Annotated in this window: 16 protein-coding genes; 14 read left to right on the top strand and 2 right to left on the bottom strand. The window is 66.3% G+C overall.

Annotated features, from left to right (window positions below; translation table 11 throughout):
- Positions 1-74: 74 nt before the first annotated feature.
- Positions 75-1301, bottom strand: a complete 1227-nt coding sequence (locus tag LZD57_RS14250) for an ABC transporter substrate-binding protein (protein WP_233720146.1) — start codon at positions 1299-1301, stop codon at positions 75-77.
- 450 nt (positions 1302-1751) lie between these two features.
- On the opposite strand from LZD57_RS14250, the gene LZD57_RS14255 reads away from it, so the two are divergent.
- From LZD57_RS14255 to LZD57_RS14300, 10 genes are all read left to right on the top strand, one after another.
- Complete coding sequence (locus LZD57_RS14255) at positions 1752-1961, top strand: cold-shock protein (RefSeq protein WP_134762967.1); 210 nt, start codon at positions 1752-1754, stop codon at positions 1959-1961.
- Between the two features lie 220 nt (positions 1962-2181).
- Positions 2182-2406 carry a hypothetical protein gene (locus LZD57_RS14260; RefSeq protein ID WP_233720147.1) on the top strand — a complete coding sequence of 75 codons (225 nt, stop codon included), beginning with the start codon at positions 2182-2184 and terminating at the stop codon, positions 2404-2406.
- 511 nt (positions 2407-2917) lie between these two features.
- Positions 2918-3268, top strand: coding sequence for a DUF2849 domain-containing protein (locus tag LZD57_RS14265; protein WP_233720148.1), 351 nt, complete (start codon positions 2918-2920; stop codon positions 3266-3268).
- A 60-nt stretch (positions 3269-3328) separates the two neighbouring features.
- Entirely contained in the window at positions 3329-5017 is a 1689-nt protein-coding gene (locus LZD57_RS14270) for a nitrite/sulfite reductase (protein ID WP_233720149.1), read from the top strand.
- A 2-nt stretch (positions 5018-5019) separates the two neighbouring features.
- Entirely contained in the window at positions 5020-5529 is a 510-nt protein-coding gene (locus tag LZD57_RS14275; RefSeq protein ID WP_233720150.1) for a DUF934 domain-containing protein, read from the top strand.
- Entirely contained in the window at positions 5526-6278 is a 753-nt protein-coding gene (locus LZD57_RS14280) for a phosphoadenylyl-sulfate reductase (RefSeq protein WP_233720151.1), read from the top strand. The genes LZD57_RS14275 and LZD57_RS14280 overlap by 4 nt, the downstream gene beginning before the upstream one ends.
- Before the next feature lie 598 nt (positions 6279-6876).
- Entirely contained in the window at positions 6877-7779 is a 903-nt protein-coding gene (cysD, locus tag LZD57_RS14285) for a sulfate adenylyltransferase subunit CysD (RefSeq protein WP_233720152.1), read from the top strand.
- On the top strand, positions 7779-9518 hold the full coding sequence (gene cysN / locus LZD57_RS14290) for a sulfate adenylyltransferase subunit CysN (RefSeq protein ID WP_233720153.1): 1740 nt from the start codon (positions 7779-7781) through the stop codon (positions 9516-9518). The genes cysD and cysN overlap by 1 nt, the downstream gene beginning before the upstream one ends.
- Positions 9515-9682: a hypothetical protein gene (locus LZD57_RS14295; RefSeq protein ID WP_233720154.1), complete on the top strand. Its 168-nt coding sequence runs from the start codon at positions 9515-9517 to the stop codon at positions 9680-9682. The genes cysN and LZD57_RS14295 overlap by 4 nt, the downstream gene beginning before the upstream one ends.
- 97 nt (positions 9683-9779) lie before the next feature.
- Complete coding sequence (locus tag LZD57_RS14300) at positions 9780-10928, top strand: FAD-dependent oxidoreductase (protein WP_233720155.1); 1149 nt, start codon at positions 9780-9782, stop codon at positions 10926-10928.
- 10 nt (positions 10929-10938) lie between these two features.
- Here LZD57_RS14300 and LZD57_RS14305 read toward each other — a convergent pair whose 3' ends face one another.
- Positions 10939-12213: a polysaccharide biosynthesis/export family protein gene (locus tag LZD57_RS14305; protein WP_233720156.1), complete on the bottom strand. Its 1275-nt coding sequence runs from the start codon at positions 12211-12213 to the stop codon at positions 10939-10941.
- Positions 12214-12766: 553 nt separating this feature from the next.
- Between LZD57_RS14305 and LZD57_RS14310 the strand changes: the two genes are divergently transcribed.
- The 4 genes from LZD57_RS14310 to LZD57_RS14325 all read left to right on the top strand — a co-directional run bounded on the left by LZD57_RS14310 (position 12767) and on the right by LZD57_RS14325 (position 17689).
- Positions 12767-13621 (top strand): ABC transporter permease, encoded by an 855-nt coding sequence (locus LZD57_RS14310; RefSeq protein WP_233720157.1) that lies wholly within the window; start codon positions 12767-12769, stop codon positions 13619-13621.
- Positions 13622-14075: 454 nt separating this feature from the next.
- Positions 14076-15338: a KpsE/RkpR family capsule polysaccharide export protein gene (locus LZD57_RS14315; protein ID WP_233720158.1), complete on the top strand. Its 1263-nt coding sequence runs from the start codon at positions 14076-14078 to the stop codon at positions 15336-15338.
- On the top strand, positions 15335-16156 hold the full coding sequence (locus tag LZD57_RS14320; RefSeq protein WP_233720159.1) for an ABC transporter ATP-binding protein: 822 nt from the start codon (positions 15335-15337) through the stop codon (positions 16154-16156). Before LZD57_RS14315 ends, LZD57_RS14320 begins: the two co-directional genes overlap by 4 nt.
- Positions 16157-16360: 204 nt before the next feature.
- Positions 16361-17689 carry a glycosyltransferase family 4 protein gene (locus LZD57_RS14325; RefSeq protein WP_233720160.1) on the top strand — a complete coding sequence of 443 codons (1329 nt, stop codon included), beginning with the start codon at positions 16361-16363 and terminating at the stop codon, positions 17687-17689.
- Positions 17690-17804: the final 115 nt, after the last annotated feature.

The following is a 17804-nucleotide window of genomic DNA, read 5'->3' on the forward strand; positions in this document are numbered from 1 at the left end:
AGATCAAGACGGCCCGGAACATCGACGCCGTCATGGTCCGCTGGCGAAAAGCCCGCGGACCGAAGGTGCATCCATCACATCTTCTTCGCCGCCTCGCAGCTACCGTTCTCGATCGACTGAAACGCCTGATCGCCCGGGATGGTGCGGATGATCTTGTAGTAGTCCCACTTCTCCTTGCTCTCGTCCGGCGTCTTCACCTGGGCGAGATACATGTCGTGGACCATCAGCCCGTCGGCGCGGACCTTGCCGTTGCGGGCGAAGGCGTCTTCGATGGGCATCGTCTTCAGTTGCGCGATGACCTTTTTCGCATCGTCGGTTCCGGCCGCTTCCACCGCCTTGAGATATTGCAGCGCCGAGGAATACATGCCGGCCTGCACCATCGAGGGTTTCGAGCCGGTCTTCTCCTCGAATTTGGCGCTCCATTCCCGCGCCTTGTCGTCGAAGTCCCAGTAGAAGCCCGTCGTCAGCGTCAGACCCTGGGCGGCGTCGAGGCCGAGGGCGTCGACGTCGGTGATGAAGAGGAGCAGCGAGGCGAGCTTCTGGCCGCTCTGGACGATGCCGAATTCCTGCGCCTGCTTGACCGAGTTCTGGGTGTCCGTCCCGGCATTGGCAAGGCCGATCACCTGGGCGCCCGAGCCCTGCGCCTGCAAGAGGAAGGACGAGAAGTCCGGCGTCGGGAACGGCGCGGCGACCTGGCCGACGACCTCCCCGCCATTGGCTTTGACGGCGTTGGCCGCGGTCTTTTCCAGATTGTGGCCGAAGGTGTAGTCGGCGGTGATGAAGTACCAGGACTTGTTGCCCTCCTTCACCATCGCCACCGCGGTCCCGTTGGCGAGGGCGTCGGTGTCGTAGGTCCAGTGCAGCCCGGTCTCGGGCGCGCAGTTCTCGTTGGTCAGCGCGTTGGAGGCGCCGCCGTTGTTGATGTAGGCGACGTTCTTCTCGGCCGTGATGCCCTGCAGCGCGATGCCGACGCCGGAATTCGCTCCGCCGAGGATCAGGTCGACATGGTCCTGGTCGGCCCATTGCCGGGCGATGCTGGTGCCGATGTCGGACTTGTTCTGGTGGTCGGCCGACAACAGCTCGATGGGCTTGCCGTCGATCTTTCCGCCCATCTCGTCGATCGCCATCTGGACGGCGGTGACCGAACCCTGCCCGTCCAGCGAGGAATAGGCGCCGGACATGTCGAGGATCATGCCGATCTTGACGGCGTCGTTGCTGATGCCGCCCCCGTCCTGCGCGCTCGCCGCGCCCGCCATCGCCGTGGCCGCGCTCGCCAAGAGAACCGTCTTCAGAAATGTCATGCTGTCTTCCTCCCGAGAAAACGTTTCCGGGCATTCCGGCGACGACCGGCCTGTCGCACTCCCATGCGAGGCCGTGGGGTTCGACGCGTCGCGCCCGATGCCCGGCATCATAGTGACCGGCTCCCGCCTCGAGGGCAAATCGACCGGCGGATGTTCTCTTGGCAGGGACCTTGCCGGATGGCCGCGAGAGCTCGCCAAGCCGCGCCCCGGCCGACGTTTAAAAATAAACGCGCCGCCCCGCCTTGCGCCGGACACAATCGCCGTCCATATTCAAGCCATCGATCTTGCTTGTATAATTTCGGTTCCGCGCCAGCCGCTTCGGCATCAGGTGCCTCAGGGCACCCCTTTCGGACAGAGGCGCACCGACTGATCTTCTCTTCAAAATCGAAAAGCCAAGGAATGGGCGCTCGGTCCACTCCACATCCCTATGTCGATACGAAGGAGATCGTCATGCCCGTCGGAACCGTCAAGTTCTTCAACACCCAAAAGGGCTTCGGCTTCATCGCTCCGGAAGGCGGCTCGCAGGACGTTTTCGTCCACGCCACCGCCGTCGAGCGGGCCGGCCTCGGCACCATCGTCGAGGGCCAGAAGCTGCAGTTCGAGGTGGTCACCGACCGCCGCACCGGCCGTTCCTCGGCCGACAATCTGCAGGCGGTCTAAGCCATTCACTCCTCGGCGCTGACCACGGATGTACTGGCAGCGCTCACGAGTGACGAAGGAAGGTCGGGTTCGCCCGGCCTTTTTTATTGCCTGCCGGCCGGCGCGCGCCGCTCCTGCGGCGCGTCGAGAGCCTGAAGAGCCAAGGCGCCGCGGCTGTTCGAAAGCTGCCTGACGCCCTATCTTCGTCGCTGCGGCCGGCTCACGAGAAAGCGAGACAATCATGAACGAGAAAGTCCTTGCACGGGCCGAGCGGGTGTTCGGCACGCCGGCGGACCGCCATGAGAAGGGGTCGGCCATGACCCTCATCCAGAAGGAATCGGACGCGACGCGCGAAAAGTCCGCGCGGCTGAAGGCCCTGCGGATGGCCCAGGCGGCGGAAGAAACTGCGGCTGCCGCCCCGGCCAAGCGCGAGCCCAAGAAGACGATGAAGCGCGGTCGCAGCTGACGGCGCTCCGCCCCGGCAGGCCGTGCCCTGCCCTGCCCTGCTGAAGTCGCATCCGGGCGGCGACGTCCGACGAGCGTTCGAAGACGAGCCTTTCCGCGACCGCCGAACGGTATCGCGCCCATCCCTCGACGTCGTCGCGACCGCTTCCGGCGCGACCGAGGGGCCGGCCAGAGAGACGGCAACCGGCCGCAGCGCATCTCGGTGCCTGACGCGCATCTCCGTCCTGCTCTCGCCAGCATCGCGCCGGGTATGCGCGGCCAAGCTGCCGACGCCCGCACGAATCTTCCCCGCAAGTCAGTTCGTCGGGAAATTTGTTTCCCTCAGCGATGCGACAAGGCAATCCCCGACGGTGATCGCGAAGCCGTTCCGGCCTATCTAGAACGTCACCAGACTGGCAGGGCCTTCGACCGCCGTGGCGATGAGCGCCGTCCGGGCATCCTTGCACGGGCGGCATGTCGGGCAACCATTGCGGCACCGCGCCAGCGGAACCGACACGAGACGGAGACGAGAGATGGCGAAGGACCACCGGGCGGGATCGAAGGTGCGCGGCGACAGGCTGCCGGCAATCCTGATGGCGAGCCATCTCCTCGAAGGGGACACGGTTTTCCTCTCCGACGGCGGCTGGACGCTGGATCCGACCGCCGCCAAGATCGCCCACGACGCCGAGACGGCCGCCGTGATGGAGGCCGAGGGCAAGGCGGCCGCCGCGGCGAACACCGTCATCGAGCCCTATCTCGTGCCGGTCGATCTCACCGACGATGGCCTGCCCGTCGCCCGGCACTTTCGCGACGCCATGCGCCAGAAGGGCCCCTCGATCCATCCCGACATGGGAAAGCAGGCCGAGTTCGCGCCACTCGACTGATACGACACTCACCGCCCGGTCGGCGAACCGGCCGCCGCGATGACGACAAAGGACGCTCGAATGTACCGCTACGACGAATTCGACGAACGCTTCGTGCGCGAACGCGTCGCCCAGTTCCGCGGCCAGGTGGAGCGCCGCCTCGACGGCTCCCTGTCCGAGGACGAATTCAAGCCGCTGCGCCTGAAGAACGGGCTCTATCTTCAGCTTCACGCCTACATGCTGCGCATCGCCGTGCCCTACGGCACGCTGAATTCGGCACAGCTTCGCCAGCTCGCCCACATCGCCGAGACCTACGACAAGGGCTACGGCCACTTCACCACGCGCCAGAACCTGCAGTTCAACTGGCCGAAGCTGAAGGATGTCCCGGACATTCTCGGCCTCCTCGCCGACGTCGAGATGCACTGCATCCAGACGAGCGGCAACTGCATCCGCAACGTGACGAGCGACCAGTTCGCCGGCGTCGCCAGGGACGAGGTCGAGGATCCGCGGCCGACGGCGGAGCTGATCCGTCAGTGGTCGAGTCTTCATCCCGAGTTCGTCTGGCTGCCGCGCAAGTTCAAGATTGCCGTCACCGGAGCCGAGCACGACCGCGCGGCGATCAAGGTCCACGACATCGGCCTCAAGCTGAAGCGCAACGAACAGGGCGCGGTGGGCTACGAGGTCATCGTCGGCGGCGGTCTCGGCCGCACCCCGATGATCGGCAAGCTCGTGCGCGAGTTCCTGCCGAAGGACGAGCTGCTCGCCTATCTCGAAGCGGTGATGCGGGTCTACAATTCCGAAGGCCGGCGCGACAACAAGTTCAAGGCCAGAGTCAAGATTCTCGTCCACGAGACCGGCGAGGAGGAGTTCCGCGCCCGGGTCGAGGAGGAATACGCCAAGCTCGACGGCCCGACGATCAACGCGCCGGACGAGGAAGTCGAGCGGATCGCCGCCTATTTCGCGCCGCCGGCCTACGACACCCTGCCGGAAGCCTCCCAGGTGCTGGATCAGGCGCGGGCGATCGACCCCGAACTCGACCGCTTCGTCGAGCAGAACGCCTTCGAGCACAAGCAGCCGGGCTACATCGCGCTCACCATCTCGCTGAAGGAGATCGGCGCGGTGCCGGGCGACATGAGCGCCGATCAGATGCGCGCTTTCGCCGACGTCGCGGAGCGCTATTCCTTCGACGAGTTCCGCGTCACCCATGCCCAGAACCTCGTCCTGCCGCATGTGAAGAAGGATGATCTTCCGGCCGTCCATGCGGCGCTGAAGGCGGCGGGACTCGCATCAGCCAATGCCGGGCTGATCACCGACATCATCGCGTGCCCGGGTCTCGACTATTGCGCGCTGGCGACGGCGAAATCGATCCCGATCGCCCAGGCGATCGCCAAGACCTTCGCCGATCGGGAGCGCCAGAAGACGATCGGCGAGTTGCCCATCAAGATCTCCGGCTGCATCAACGCCTGCGGGCACCACCATGTCGGCGCGATCGGCATTCTCGGCCTCGAAAAGGGCGGTCGCGAGAACTACCAGATCACCGTCGGCGGCGACGCCACCGAACATGCGGCCCTCGGAGAACGTCTCGGCCCCGGCATCGACGCCGAGGACGTGCCGGCCGCGATCGAGGCGATCGTCGAGACCTATCTCGCCGAGAAGACCGGCGAGGAAAGCTTCATCGAGACGGTGCGGCGCACCGGCGCGGAGCCGTTCAAGGCGGGCTTCACCGCTTTCGTCGAGAGCCGGGCCGTCAACAGCGAGGCGGCGGAATAATCATGACGCTGATCCGTGAAGAAGGCGCCGTAAAGGATCGCTTCACCCGTGCCGACACGCTCGATGCGGCACTGGAGATCGACGGCCCGGCGCTCGTCCCCCTGACGATCGCGGCCGATTTCGCCAAGGCCCGACCCGGCGCGGAATTCGGTATCTCCGTTCCCGGCTCGACGCCGATCGAGGACGTGAGGCCGCATCTCGGGGGAGCGACGCTCGTGGCGGTCGAGTTCCCGGCCTTTGCCGACGGCCGCGGCTTTTCGCTGGCGAAGAAGATCGTCCGGGAAGGCTTTGCCGGGACGCTGCGCGCCTCCGGGCCGCTGATCGCCGACGAATTCGCCGATGCGCTCGCCTGCGGCTTCACCGAGGTGGAGTTGCCGGAAACCATGGCGAACCGCCAGCCGGTACAGCAGTGGCTCGCCGCCAGGGCCACGATGAGCGAGCACTACCAGACCGGTTACGGGCGCGGCCCGAGCATCCTTCAAAAGCGCCTCGCCGCACGGAAAGGGGCATGACCATGATCCAGGATCCGAACCTTCTCGCCGAGACGCTGAACGCCGAATTTTCCGCGCTCTCCCCGCTCGACCGGCTGAAGAGCCTGCGCGACAAGGTGAAAGGCCGCATCGTCTTCACGACGAGCCTCGGCCTCGAAGACCAGATGCTCACCCATCTGATCTTCTCCAACGCCATCAAGATCGAGGTCGTCACCCTCGATACCGGCCGCCTCTTCCCCGAGACCTACGACGTCTGGCGGGAGACCGAGGAGAAATATGGCAAGCGCATCCACGCCAAATATCCCCAGGCCGAAGCGCTGGAGAACCTCATCGAGGAACAGGGCATCGACGGCTTCTACTATGCCAAGGAGTTCCGGCTGAACTGCTGCGGCGTTCGGAAGATCGAGCCGCTCGGCCGGGCTCTGGACGGCGCTGCCGCCTGGGTGACGGGGCTTCGCGGCGACCAGTCGCAGAACCGGCTCGGTATGGCATTCGCCAGCTACGAGACGCAGAAGAAGCTGATCAAGGCCAACCCGCTGCTCGACCATTCGCGCGAGAAGATCGCCCATTTCAACGACGATCACGGCGTGCCGGTCAACGCGCTGCATGCCAAGGGCTTCCTCTCCATCGGCTGCGCCCCCTGCACCCGGGCGATCCAGCCCGGCGAGCCGGAGCGGGCCGGCCGCTGGTGGTGGGAGGACGACACCAAGCGCGAATGCGGCCTGCACGTGCCGGACAAGACGACGGTCAGCGAAGGCGCGGGGATCTGAGGGTTGCGTTGCCCTCGCCCTTCGAGGCCGAAGCCCCTTAGTAGCCTCTCATCCGGGGAAGTGAGTCTTGAAGGGCAAGGGGCGCAAGCCTGTAAGCCTCGTCATCCCGGGCTTGACCCGGGATCCATGCCTCGGCGGCAAGGCGATGGTTCGGCCCAGAATGAGGGGCGAATTGAAGCCGACTTGGCGGCTCGAACGGTTTGGAATGGATCCCGGGTCAAGCCCGGGATGACGAAACCGAAGGGCCGCGGCATTTGCAGTCGCCCCTTATCCTGAGGTGCGAGCATAGCGAGCCTCGAAGGGCGAGAGGCCGAAGGGCGACAACGGGCAGTGGCCAACGACGCAGGACGGACACCATCCCTCCGCGGCGTCATCCTCGGGCTTGTCCCGAGGATCTACCGACCCGTCCGCCTCAGAAGCGTTGGCGGTTGGCAAAGCGCCGACGGCCAGTTCTTCGAGCCCACGGCAGTAGATCCTCGGGCTTGTCCCGCGGATGACGACATCGATCCTGGCGCCGCTTCCGACGACGCCGCGTCTGGTTGGAAGGCGGCCGTTCCCTGAAGCGGAATGCCGTCTCCGCAAACAAGAAGGCTTCCCGATGAAGCACATGACCCATCTGCAAAGGCTCGAAGCCGAGTCGATCTTCATCATCCGCGAGGCGGCGGCGAGCGCCGAGAACCCGGTGATGCTCTATTCGATCGGCAAGGATTCGGCCGTCATGCTGCATCTCGCCATGAAGGCCTTCAAGCCCGGCAAGCCGCCCTTCCCGCTGCTTCACGTCGACACGACATGGAAGTTCCGGGAAATGATCGAATTCCGCGACCGTCGGGCGAAGGAACTCGGGCTGGACCTCATCGTGCACACCAACCAGGAAGGCCTGCGCGCCGGCATCAACCCGTTCGCCTCCGGATCGCGCGTCCACACCGACGTGATGAAGACCGAGGCCCTGAAGCAGGCGCTCGACAAGTACAAGTTCGACATGGCCTTCGGCGGCGCCCGCCGCGACGAGGAGAAGAGCCGCGCCAAGGAGCGGGTCTTCTCGCTGCGAACCCCGGAGCACCGGTGGGACGCCAAGAACCAGCGGCCGGAGCCCTGGCGTCTGTTCAACACCCGCAAGAAGAAGGGCGAGAGCTTCCGCGTCTTCCCGCTGTCCAACTGGACCGAGCAGGACGTCTGGGACTACATCGCCATCGAGAACATCCCCGTCGTGCCGCTCTATTTCGCCGCGCCGCGCCCGATCGTCAGGCGCGATGGCGCCCTCATCATGCGCGACGACGACCGCATGGAGCTGAGGCCCGGCGAGAGCGTCGAAACGATGATGGTGCGCTTCCGCACCCTCGGTTGCTATCCGCTGACAGGCGCCGTCGAATCGGGCGCCGCCTCGCTCGACGACATCATCGCCGAAATGCGCTCCTCGCGCGTGTCGGAGCGCCAGGGCCGGGTGATCGACCAGGATTCCGGCGCCTCGATGGAAGAAAAGAAGCAGGAAGGCTATTTCTGATGACGAGCTCCCTCAATGCCCGCCGCCTTCCCGACGAAGCCGATCTCGCGCAGGGCTCGCCGTCCGCCGCGCTCGAGGACGAAACCTTCGCCGGCCCGGCGCCTGACGCGGCGACCGGCGGCGAAGTGGTCGATCCGCAGGCCGGCATGCATCCGCTGGTCTCCCCCGCCGCCTCGCTGCTGCGCTTCATCACCTGCGGCTCCGTCGACGACGGCAAGTCGACGCTGATCGGCCGTCTGCTGTTCGAGACGAACTCCGTCTTCGACGATCAGATGGAGGCGCTGAAGCGGGATTCGAAGAAGTTCGGCACCACCGGCGAGGATCTCGACTTCGCCCTCCTCGTCGACGGCCTTTCGGCCGAGCGCGAGCAGGGCATCACCATCGACGTCGCCTACCGCTATTTCTCGACCGGCAATCGCGCCTTCATCATCGCCGATACGCCGGGCCACGAGCAGTATACCCGCAACATGGCGACCGGCGCCTCGCAGGCGGAGCTCGCGATCATCCTCGTCGATGCCAGAAAGGGCATCCTGCCGCAGACCCGCCGGCATTCCTTCATCACCTCGCTGGTCGGCATCAAGTCGGTGATCGTCGCGATCAACAAGATGGACCTCGTCGATTATTCCGAGGAGCGCTTCGAGGAGATCAGGCGCGGCTACCAGGCGATCCTGCCGGCGCTCGGCTTCACCGACGTGACCTTCGTGCCGGTCTCGGCGAAGGCCGGCGACAACATCGCGGCCCGGTCGCCGAGGACGCCGTGGTATCGCGGCGAGACCCTGCTCGAGCGCCTCGAAACCGTCGAGCCGGAGACCTTCGACGCCGGCGCCGAGCCGTTTCGGCTGCCCGTACAGTGGGTCAATCGACCCAATCTCGACTTCAGGGGCTTTTCCGGTTCGATCGTCGGCGGCAAGGTGGCGAAGGGCGACGCGATCGTCGCGCTTCCGTCCGGCGGACGCAGCCGCGTCAAGGGCGTCTTCGGGCCGGACGGCGAAGTGGACGGCGCCGAGGCGGGCGAGGCGGTGACGATCACCCTCACCGACGAGATCGACGTCTCGCGCGGCGACGTGATCACGGCGGCGGATGCCCCGGCCGCCGTGTCGCGGAGCTTCTCCGGCGACCTTCTGTGGATGGCCAACCGGCCGCTGATCAAGGGTGGGCGGCTGATCGTCAAGATCGGCAGCGCCCAGACGCCGGCGACGCTGTCTTCGCTCGACGGCGCGATCGACATCCATTCCTACGAGGCGAAGCCCGCCGACGCGCTGACGATGAACGAGATCGGCCGCGTCAAGCTGACGGCCGAGCGGCCCGTGGTGGCCCTCCCCTATGGCGAGAACCGCGATCTCGGCGCCTTCATCCTGATCGATCCGGTGAGCAACGAAACGGTGGCGCTCGGCGTGGTGCGCACGGTCGGCGAATCCGAAGCGGTCGCTCCGGAAGGCGCGGTGGCCCCGAGGTCCGGCCTCGGCCGGCTGGCGGATCTCTGGCTCGGCGAGGCGGCTCGCGGCAGCGGCGCACACCGGGCCGAGCACCGGCAGGCGAAGATCCGCGCCCGGATCGCCGGCTCCGTCCTCGTCGGCTTCCTGGCGCTGATCTTCCAGATGCCGCTTCTTCTGGTGCCGGTGCTGGCGCTGCTGGACTTCCTGCTGCGGCCCTTCCTGGCGGTCGCCTTCGGCGCCGACCGCCTGCCGGAGGAGCGGGAGCTCGACCCGACCGTCGTCGACGAGGGCGGCGGGATATGAGCGCCTGCTGCACGGAGGCCTCTGCGGGCGGAGACGTGACCGGCTTTCGCCCGATCGGCGGTGATCGCCGGCGCTACCGGCCGGGCAAGCCGGTGATGGAACTCCTGCAGCTCGCCGCCGCGGTCCTCGTCTGCGCCGCGCTGATCGGCGGCTTCATCGGCTGACCGTCATCGGCGCATGGGCGGAGCCACCGCCCCGCCGTGCCCGACCGTGGCGGCTCTGCCTTGCCGATCGCCCCTCGATCGGCCATAGCCTTCGGCCATGCGCGACATCGTCCTCATCGGCGGCGGCCACGCCCATCTCTTCGTCCTCGAAGCCTTTGCAGACCGGCCGCCGGGCGGCGTGCGACTGACGCTGATCGCGAAGGAGGCGTTTGCGCCCTATTCCGGCATGCTGCCCGGCCGCGTCTCGGGCCAGTATCCGCTCGATTCGGGAGAGATCGACCTCGAACGCCTCGCCGAACGGGCCGGGGCGCGCTTCGTCCATGGTGCGGCGACGGCGATCGACCGGGAACGGCGGGAAGTCCTCGTCGAGGGACATTCTCCGATTCGCTATTCGCTCCTCTCCCTCGACCTCGGCATCGTGCCGGACGTCTCGGCGATCGAGGGGGCGGCGACCCACGGCCTCGTCGTCAAGCCGATCTCGACCTTCCGGCGCCGGTTGGACCTTCTTCTCGCCGATCTCCGCAGCGGCCGCGTCAAAGAGCTCGCCGTCGTCGGAGGCGGGCCGGCAGGCTTCGAACTCGCCCATGCATTGCGAAAGCGTACCGACGCCGAGCAGGGCAACCGCCAGGCAGACGGGGCCGTATCGATCACCCTGATCGCCGGCAACGACCTGCTCGCGGGTCTGCCCGAGCGAGGACGCCGGCTGGCGCGCGAAGCGCTCGCCGATGCGAGGATCGACCTCGTCGAAGGCCGACGGGCCGTGCGGATCGAGGAGCGGGCCGTGATTCTCGACGACGGCCGCCGCGTCGCGGCCGACGCGGCGCTGGTAACGACCGCCGCGACCGCGCCGGAGATCTTGCGGCGATCCGGTCTCGGGGTCGACGAAGCGGGCTTCCTGAAGGTTCGGCCGACGCTCCAGGCAGAGGACGACGACACGCTGTTCGCCGCCGGCGACTGCGTCACCCTGGTCGGCCAGGAGCGGCCCAAGGCCGGCGTCTTCGCCGTGCGAGAGGGTCCGCTTCTCGCCGACAACCTTTTCCGCGCTGCCCTCGGCCGGTCGCTGCGCCGCTATCGGGCGCAGACGGCCCATCTCATGCTGCTCGCGACGGCGCGCGGCGAGGCGATCGCCGTGCGCAACGGTCTTGCGCTGAAGTCGCGGCTCTTCTTCCGGCTGAAGGACTGGATCGACCGCAGATTCGTCGACAGATTCGGCAGGGATGTTCGGTCGGAATCCCTGCCGAACTAGCGTTTGCGGCCTATCGATTCAGCCGGTTCTCGATGATGCTCGCCGTATTGACGGCGGTGAGCGCCGGGGTGACGACGCCGCTGAGCGCGTCGAGGGCCTGCTTGACGGGGACAAAGGGGGCGGTCGCGACATAGAGCATGTCGCCGTCGTGGATCCGGAAGTCCTGGGCGTGGAGCAGGCCGGAGGGCTGGCGCAGATCGAAGCGGTAGATCACCGGGATCTCGCCGGCGAGGCGGGTGGCGTCCTCGCCCGGGGCGGCGCGGGTGAAGGCCTGGCCCTCGTAGCGGGCGACCATCTCCGCCCCCGGCTCGCGGCGCAGCACGAAGACGCCCTTCGGATTGGCGAGGGTGGGGTTCAGCCCGCCGACCTGGGCGAGCGCCTCGGCCAGCGACATCTCGTAGCCCTGCAGCGGCAGCTGGTCGCTCTTGCCGGTCGCGCCCAGCGCCACGTAGGTGCGCGGCTGGCGGGTCAGGAGAACGACGTCGCCGGGCCGCACATAGACGTCCTCGGTCGGATCGTTGACGAGTTCGGAGAACGGCATCTGCACCGTCCGGCCGCCGCGGGTCAGCGAGACGGCGGTCTCGTAGATCGGCGTCTTCGGCCCGCCCACCCGGGCGATCAGGTCGAGGATCTTCAGCCCCGAAGCCGGGATCGGCACCGAGGCGCCCTGCACCGCGTCGCCGGTCACCGTCACCGCGGTCGAATTGCCCTGCGAAACGGCGACGACGGCCTGCGGCTCGATCGCCCGGTCTCTGAGAGCCGCGACGATGCGTTGCTCGACGGCCGAAGCGGTCGAGCCGGCGACCCGGACGCGGCCGGCATAGGGAATGGTGATCGAGCCGTCGCGGGCGACCTGCTGCTCGGGCAGGTGCACCGAGGACGAGCCCTGGCCGCCGGCGTTGAGCGAGGAGAACAGCCCGCCGACGCCGGCCTCGAACAGCGTCACCTGGACGACGTCGCCGACGCCGATGCCGGTGTCGGAGGGCAGCGACCGGCTGGCGATGCCGCGAAAGCTCGGCCGCGGCTCCTCATGCTGATAGGCGAGGACGGTGTCGTCGACCGGCACGAGGAGATAGCCGTCTCGCCACTGCACCGCCTTTTCGTCGACGTTGCCGACGAAGGCGCCGGCCGTCGGCCCCGCCGAGGGCAGCGCCGCACAGCCGGACAGAAGCCCCGCCGCCAGCACCGCCAGAACCAGCCCGGCCCCGCCACGCCGATGCGGCCCGGCCCGACCGGCCATCCCGCCAAACGCATCCGCCGAGGGGTTCACTTGCGTCGTCGCCATATTCGAATGCCTCTCAGTGCCGGCGTCATTACCGTGGTGCCGATTTGCGGGCCCCAATTCGCTTCACCGTGCCAATCGAGCCGGTCAAAGCGTATCGACCCGGAACCGGCTGTCCGCACTTCGGTCACTTCCCTCGGAGCCGCGCAGGGCGAGACGTCCCGGGTTGCCGGAGAGCATGACTGACCGGTCGGTCACGGCCTCCTTCTGCCACAGTGCGCAGCAACGAGGGTAAACGTCGGGCACCTATCCGTCCGAAGATCTCCGGTTTGATGAGATCCTGTTGGCTTCCTGCAACAGTCGCGTCGGGGCGCCGCTTTCGATTCATGCTCATTGCGCTCGACGCCAGCAGCGCAACGCGCCATTCATCACAAAAACGGCACAAGCGTCTCCTATGCGCCATCGGGCGGTGGCTTGGCATGTTCCTTGCCGATCGTCCGCTTGCCTGGAGCACCTTCGTACCGGTATCGAGTAGACCTCAGCGTCACCCGCTCGTCGCCGGCCGGTCGTTGCGGAGGTTTCGTCGGTGTGAAGGCGGCACTAACAGGGCAGGTCGATGACGATTACAGAAGAACGGGACGATGGGCGGGATGGGCAGGTGCCTCGCCGGGTCCACAGCCCTGGCGATTTTCGCGACTTTCTTGCCAAATCGGCCACCCAGTGGCGTGTCGTCAGGGCACTGATGATCCGCGACATCATGAGCCGTTACGGTCGCGAGAACATCGGTTTCCTCTGGTTGATCGGCGAGCCCGTCCTGCTGATCGGCGGCATCATCGTTCTCTGGTCGATCATGAAGGGCGCGGTGACCCATGGCGTGTCGATGATTTCCTTCGCTCTGACCAGTTATTCCATGCTGACTCTCTGGCGGCACATCGTGGGACGTGGCACTAACGCATTGAAATTGAACACAGGCCTGCTTTTTCATCAGAATGTGCGAGTGCTCGACACGATTCTCGCGCAAATCCTGACGGAATTCATTTCAACGTTCCTCTCCTTCCTTTTCTGCTACCTGCTCCTGTATCTCTTCGGCTTCGTGGATTTCGTTGATGATCCGCTGCTGATGGTTATCGCATGGGCACTGATGACCCTGTTTGCAGGCGGTTTCGCCTTGTGTCTCGGTGCACTCATCGAGGTTTCCAAGCCCGTCGAGCGCATGATCCAGCCGCTCATGTACTTCACGCTACCGCTGACCGGTTCGTTCTACATGCTCGATTGGATGCCGCAGCGGGTCCGCGACTTCCTCCTGCTGTTCCCCATGGTGCATGCGCAGGAAATGTTTCGCGCGGGATTCATGGGACCGCGGTTCAGCTTCTACTACGACGGCTGGTATCTTTTCGCTTGGGGCATCATCGCGTTCTCGCTCGGGCTGACATTCATCAAACGAGCCGAGCGCAACCTCCATGTCGCTTAGGATGCCGATGTCTTTTTTCCCCACCCGCAAAGGCAAACCGCGAAAATCTGCCTTGGTCGAGACGACCGCAAAGTCCCGACCGCACGAACCGGGAAATCCCGCGTCGCGATCCGCCAAGAGTTCGGGTGAGCCTGCTTTCCGCCCGACGGGAAAGGCCGGAAAGAGCCTTTCGACAACCGTTCGAAACGCCCGGGAGGGCGGGTCGGCCAGCCAATCGGCTGGCCCCCTCGCCCGTGTCGGCAAGGCACTCGGCGCCCCGCTCGTCAGCGCCAGAAACGTCTTCGACAAAATCGAGGCCCTGGAGTTTCAGTCGCTCCACCGCCGCCGCTCCACCGGCGGCAGCCGGACGCTCGGCGATCGCCGCCACGAGCCCGATCTGAAGGGCGTCCGAGAACCCGCTGCCGACAGTCCGGAACATCGTTCCCGGCGAAATCCCGAGCTGTCGGACGAGCACGTGATCGGGCTCACCGACCGCGTGCCCGATGTCGCGGCGCCGATCGCCCGCGCCCCTCACGACGACTATTCATCCCCTTACCCGGTCGTCGATCCCTCCAAGCGGTCGGCGGCGGAAATCCAAGCGCTCGACCCGGCCGCCGTCGGCACCGTGCGGAAGCTGGACGAGCCGGTCGCGAAGACGGGTGGCGGCCGCAAGCCGCCCTGGCTGTTCCTGGCCCTCGTCGTCCTGCCGACCCTCACCACCGGAATTTACCTCGGATATTTCGCCGCAGACCGCTACACCTCCGAGGCGAGCTACGTCATCCGCAAAGGCGGCTCCCCACTGACCGCGGGGGCGGCGCTTCCGGGGCTCGGCCGCTCCGACGATTCCAGCGAAGCGATCGTCGTCTTCTTCCAGTCGCGCGATGCGACCGATCACCTGGCCGAGGACGTCGACCTGAAGGCCAAGCTGATGCACCCCTCGGCCGATTTCATGAGCGGCTATCCCGGCATCTTCTACGACGAGACCAAAGAGGGCCTCTACGAAGCGATGCGCGACGCGGTCGAAGTCGGGATCGATGCCGACACCGGCATTTCGAGGCTCAAGGTCACCGCCTTCACGCCCCAGGACGCGCAGGAGCTTGCCACGGCGCTTCTCAAAGAGGCCGAACTCCTGATCAACCGGTTGAACGACCGGGCGACCAACGACTCGATCGCCTTTGCGAAAAACATCGTTGCCGAAGACGAGGACCGCGTGCGCGACATCCAGAGGCGCATGACCGACTTCCGCAATTCGGAGAACATCCTGGATCCGACGACCCAGTCCTCGTCGCAGCTCGAGTTGATGACCACGCTCACCCAGCAGATGACGGAGATCGATACCGAGATCGCCCAGTTGAAGGCGTCGGCACCGAAAAACCCTCGCCTCAGAAGCCTCAGAGAGCAACGCACGGCGTTGCAGGACCAGATCCAGGAGATCCGCCTCGGCCTCGCGGGCGCGGACACGTCTCTCGCGTCGAAAATGTCGAGCTACGAAAGACTGACCTTGGAGCGCGATCTCGCCATCCAGGCCCTGACCCATGCCTATGCTTCGTTCGAGGAGGCTCGGCAGGAAGCTTTCGCCAACCGGCTCTACCTGCAGACCATCGCCGCTCCCAATCTGCCCGACAGGCCGTCCTTCCCTCAACCACTCTTCTGGACCGCGCTCGTCGCAGCCATCGGCTTCGCTCTCTACCGGATCGCCCGAACGATGCTCCGGGAAACGATGGAACACTTGGCATGACCATCCTCGCCAAACCGACCGCGATCGCGAAAGCCGCCAGCCGGGCGCTCGAGCAGACGGCTTTGACCAGAGGCTCCTCCGCCGCGTCGCACCGGTTCAAGCCGCTCGACGACGAGCGGACCCTCCCCCCGGCCGAGCCCGTCCCCGCGCGCGTGGCGGGCGGGCGGGCCGTGATCGTCGACAACCTGATCAAGTCCTATGACGGCGAGGCAGGCAGGGTTCGCGTCCTCGACGGCATCAGTTTCGACATCGGACCCGGCGAGAAGATCGCGGTGCTCGGAAAGAACGGCGCCGGCAAGTCGACCCTCGTGAAGCTGATCGGCGGCGTCGAGCAGCCGACCAGCGGCCTCGTCCATCGCGGGCTCAGCATGTCGTGGCCGCTCTCCTTCGGCGGCGGCGGCATGGTCAATACGATGAGCGGTCTCGACAACACCCGCTTCATCGCGCGGATCTACAACCGGCCGATCGAAGAGACGATCGACTTCGTCGCGGACTTCGCCGAACTCGGCAAATATCTGCGATATCCCGTCAAGACCTATTCGTCCGGCATGCGCATGCGTCTCGCCTTCGCATTGTCGATGGCGATCGATTTCGAGTGCTACCTGATCGACGAGGTCCTCGGCGTCGGCGATCAGCGCTTCCAGAAGAAATGCCGCGAGGCCTTGTTCGGCAAGATCGACAATTCGGCGATGATCCTCGTCAGCCACCACCGCCAGACGATCCTGGAATACTGTACCAAGGCCCTCGTCCTGAAGCGTGGACGCAGCCGGCTCTTCGACGACGTCGAATTCGCCCTCGACCTCTATTCCACCCTCTAGAGCATGATCCCGAAAAGTGGGAACCGGTTTTCGGAAAAGATCATGCGCAAACAGGAAGATGGAGCGGAAGGATGAGCGAAGCTCATTTCATCCCGCTCTAGGTCTTCCTTCGTACGGGCCCGTGCCGGCGCCGGAACGGGACGGTTCTCCGCGTCGGCACCCCACGAGCCGGGACGTTTCGAGCCCAGCGCGAAAGGCTTCTTCATGACGGTCTTCCTCGATCTCACGCGGATCTCGTCGCGGCTCCTCAGAGGAGCGCCGACGGGTATCGACCGGGTCGAGTACGCCTATGCCGAAGAGTTGGTGCTGAACGAGCGGTATGGCCCGGTCGTGCCGGTCATCACGACGCCGCTCGCCGTCGGGGCAATCCCGGTCCAGACCATGCGCGACCATCTGATGAAGATCGAGGCCGGCTGGCTGCGCGACCGGGTGAGCGCGGCCGACGATCCGTACTACATGGCTCTCAAACAGGCCATCGACGCGCCGCCGGAGCCCCGCCAGACGGGGGCAACGCGGCTCAAGCGCCAGAGCCGCCGCCAGGTGGCCGCCAAGACGCTGCAGTTTCCCTTCCGCCAGATCGCCGCCGCGCCCGGACTGTTGCGCCGCACCCTGGCGGAGACGGGCCGGACGAGCCGGTGCTACTTCCACGCCTCCCATACCCAACTGGACAAGCCCGATCGATTCGCCTGGCTCGGCAGTCACGGGATGCCGTCGGTCTTCCTCATCCACGACGCCATTCCCGTCGACTATCCCGAATTCTGCTCGCCCGGCTCTGCGGAGCGCCACCATCGGCGGCTGAAGACCGTCTCCGATTGCGCCGACCTCATCATCGTCAATTCCGCCGCCACCGAGACGGCGGTCGCCCGCTACATGCGGCGACAGGGTTGGCGGGTGCCGCGCACGGAAGTCGTCCATCTCGGCGTCGACCGGTGGTTCACGCCGGAACGGACCGAAGCCTCGCCGATTCCGCAGGCGCCCTATTTCGTCTGCGTCGGCACGATCGAGCCGCGCAAGAACCTGATCTTTCTCATGAACGTCTGGCGCGGCGTGGTGGAGCGGCTCGGCCAGGAGGCTCCCAAGCTCGTCCTCGTCGGCCGCAGAGGCTGGGAGAACGAGAACATCGTCGACGTCCTGGAGCGGTCCTGCGACATCGGCGCGCATCTCGTCGAGGTTGCCGACCTTTCCGATCTCGGGCTTTCGGCGCTGATCAAGGGCGCCCGCGCGCTGCTCGCCCCCTCCCTCGTCGAGGGGTTCAGCCTGCCGGTCGCCGAGGCCCTCGCCCTCGGAACGCCGGTGATCGCCTCCGACATCGCCGTCCACCGCGAGATCGCGGACGACCGGGCGCTGCTCGTCGGCGCGATCGACGGCAATGCCTGGGTCGAAGCGGTCGTCGCGATCTCGGCGCCCGGCAGCGCGCTGAGGGCCGAATGGACGGCCCGGGCCTCCGGCTACGTCCCGATGAGCTGGGGGCGGCATGTCGAGCGCGCGATGGAGGCGATCGATGCCGTGCGAACCGGACGGGTTCGAGATTGACCGTCCGCGGACTGCGAGGCGATCCCGCCCGTTGCCGGCGCATCGGGCGAGGCCGCCGTCCCCTTTGCCTCGACGGCAATTGTCTTGGCCGAGAAAACCCCTTAAGCGGTTTGGC

Source organism: Jiella avicenniae, from assembly GCF_021390325.1.
GTDB lineage: Bacteria > Pseudomonadota > Alphaproteobacteria > Rhizobiales > Rhizobiaceae > Jiella > Jiella avicenniae.

Bases quoted from the DNA above. Each gene is read 5' to 3' on its own strand.
- LZD57_RS14250 (WP_233720146.1), bottom strand. From the start codon at position 1,301: ATGACATTTCTGAAGACGGTTCTCTTGGCGAGCGCGGCCACGGCGATG.
- LZD57_RS14255 (WP_134762967.1), top strand. From the start codon at position 1,752: ATGCCCGTCGGAACCGTCAAGTTCTTCAACACCCAAAAGGGCTTCGGC.
- LZD57_RS14260 (WP_233720147.1), top strand. From the start codon at position 2,182: ATGAACGAGAAAGTCCTTGCACGGGCCGAGCGGGTGTTCGGCACGCCG.
- LZD57_RS14265 (WP_233720148.1), top strand. From the start codon at position 2,918: ATGGCGAAGGACCACCGGGCGGGATCGAAGGTGCGCGGCGACAGGCTG.
- LZD57_RS14270 (WP_233720149.1), top strand. From the start codon at position 3,329: ATGTACCGCTACGACGAATTCGACGAACGCTTCGTGCGCGAACGCGTC.
- LZD57_RS14275 (WP_233720150.1), top strand. From the start codon at position 5,020: ATGACGCTGATCCGTGAAGAAGGCGCCGTAAAGGATCGCTTCACCCGT.
- LZD57_RS14280 (WP_233720151.1), top strand. From the start codon at position 5,526: ATGACCATGATCCAGGATCCGAACCTTCTCGCCGAGACGCTGAACGCC.
- cysD (WP_233720152.1), top strand. From the start codon at position 6,877: ATGAAGCACATGACCCATCTGCAAAGGCTCGAAGCCGAGTCGATCTTC.
- cysN (WP_233720153.1), top strand. From the start codon at position 7,779: ATGACGAGCTCCCTCAATGCCCGCCGCCTTCCCGACGAAGCCGATCTC.
- LZD57_RS14295 (WP_233720154.1), top strand. From the start codon at position 9,515: ATGAGCGCCTGCTGCACGGAGGCCTCTGCGGGCGGAGACGTGACCGGC.
- LZD57_RS14300 (WP_233720155.1), top strand. From the start codon at position 9,780: ATGCGCGACATCGTCCTCATCGGCGGCGGCCACGCCCATCTCTTCGTC.
- LZD57_RS14305 (WP_233720156.1), bottom strand. From the start codon at position 12,213: ATGGCGACGACGCAAGTGAACCCCTCGGCGGATGCGTTTGGCGGGATG.
- LZD57_RS14310 (WP_233720157.1), top strand. From the start codon at position 12,767: ATGACGATTACAGAAGAACGGGACGATGGGCGGGATGGGCAGGTGCCT.
- LZD57_RS14320 (WP_233720159.1), top strand. From the start codon at position 15,335: ATGACCATCCTCGCCAAACCGACCGCGATCGCGAAAGCCGCCAGCCGG.
- LZD57_RS14325 (WP_233720160.1), top strand. From the start codon at position 16,361: ATGACGGTCTTCCTCGATCTCACGCGGATCTCGTCGCGGCTCCTCAGA.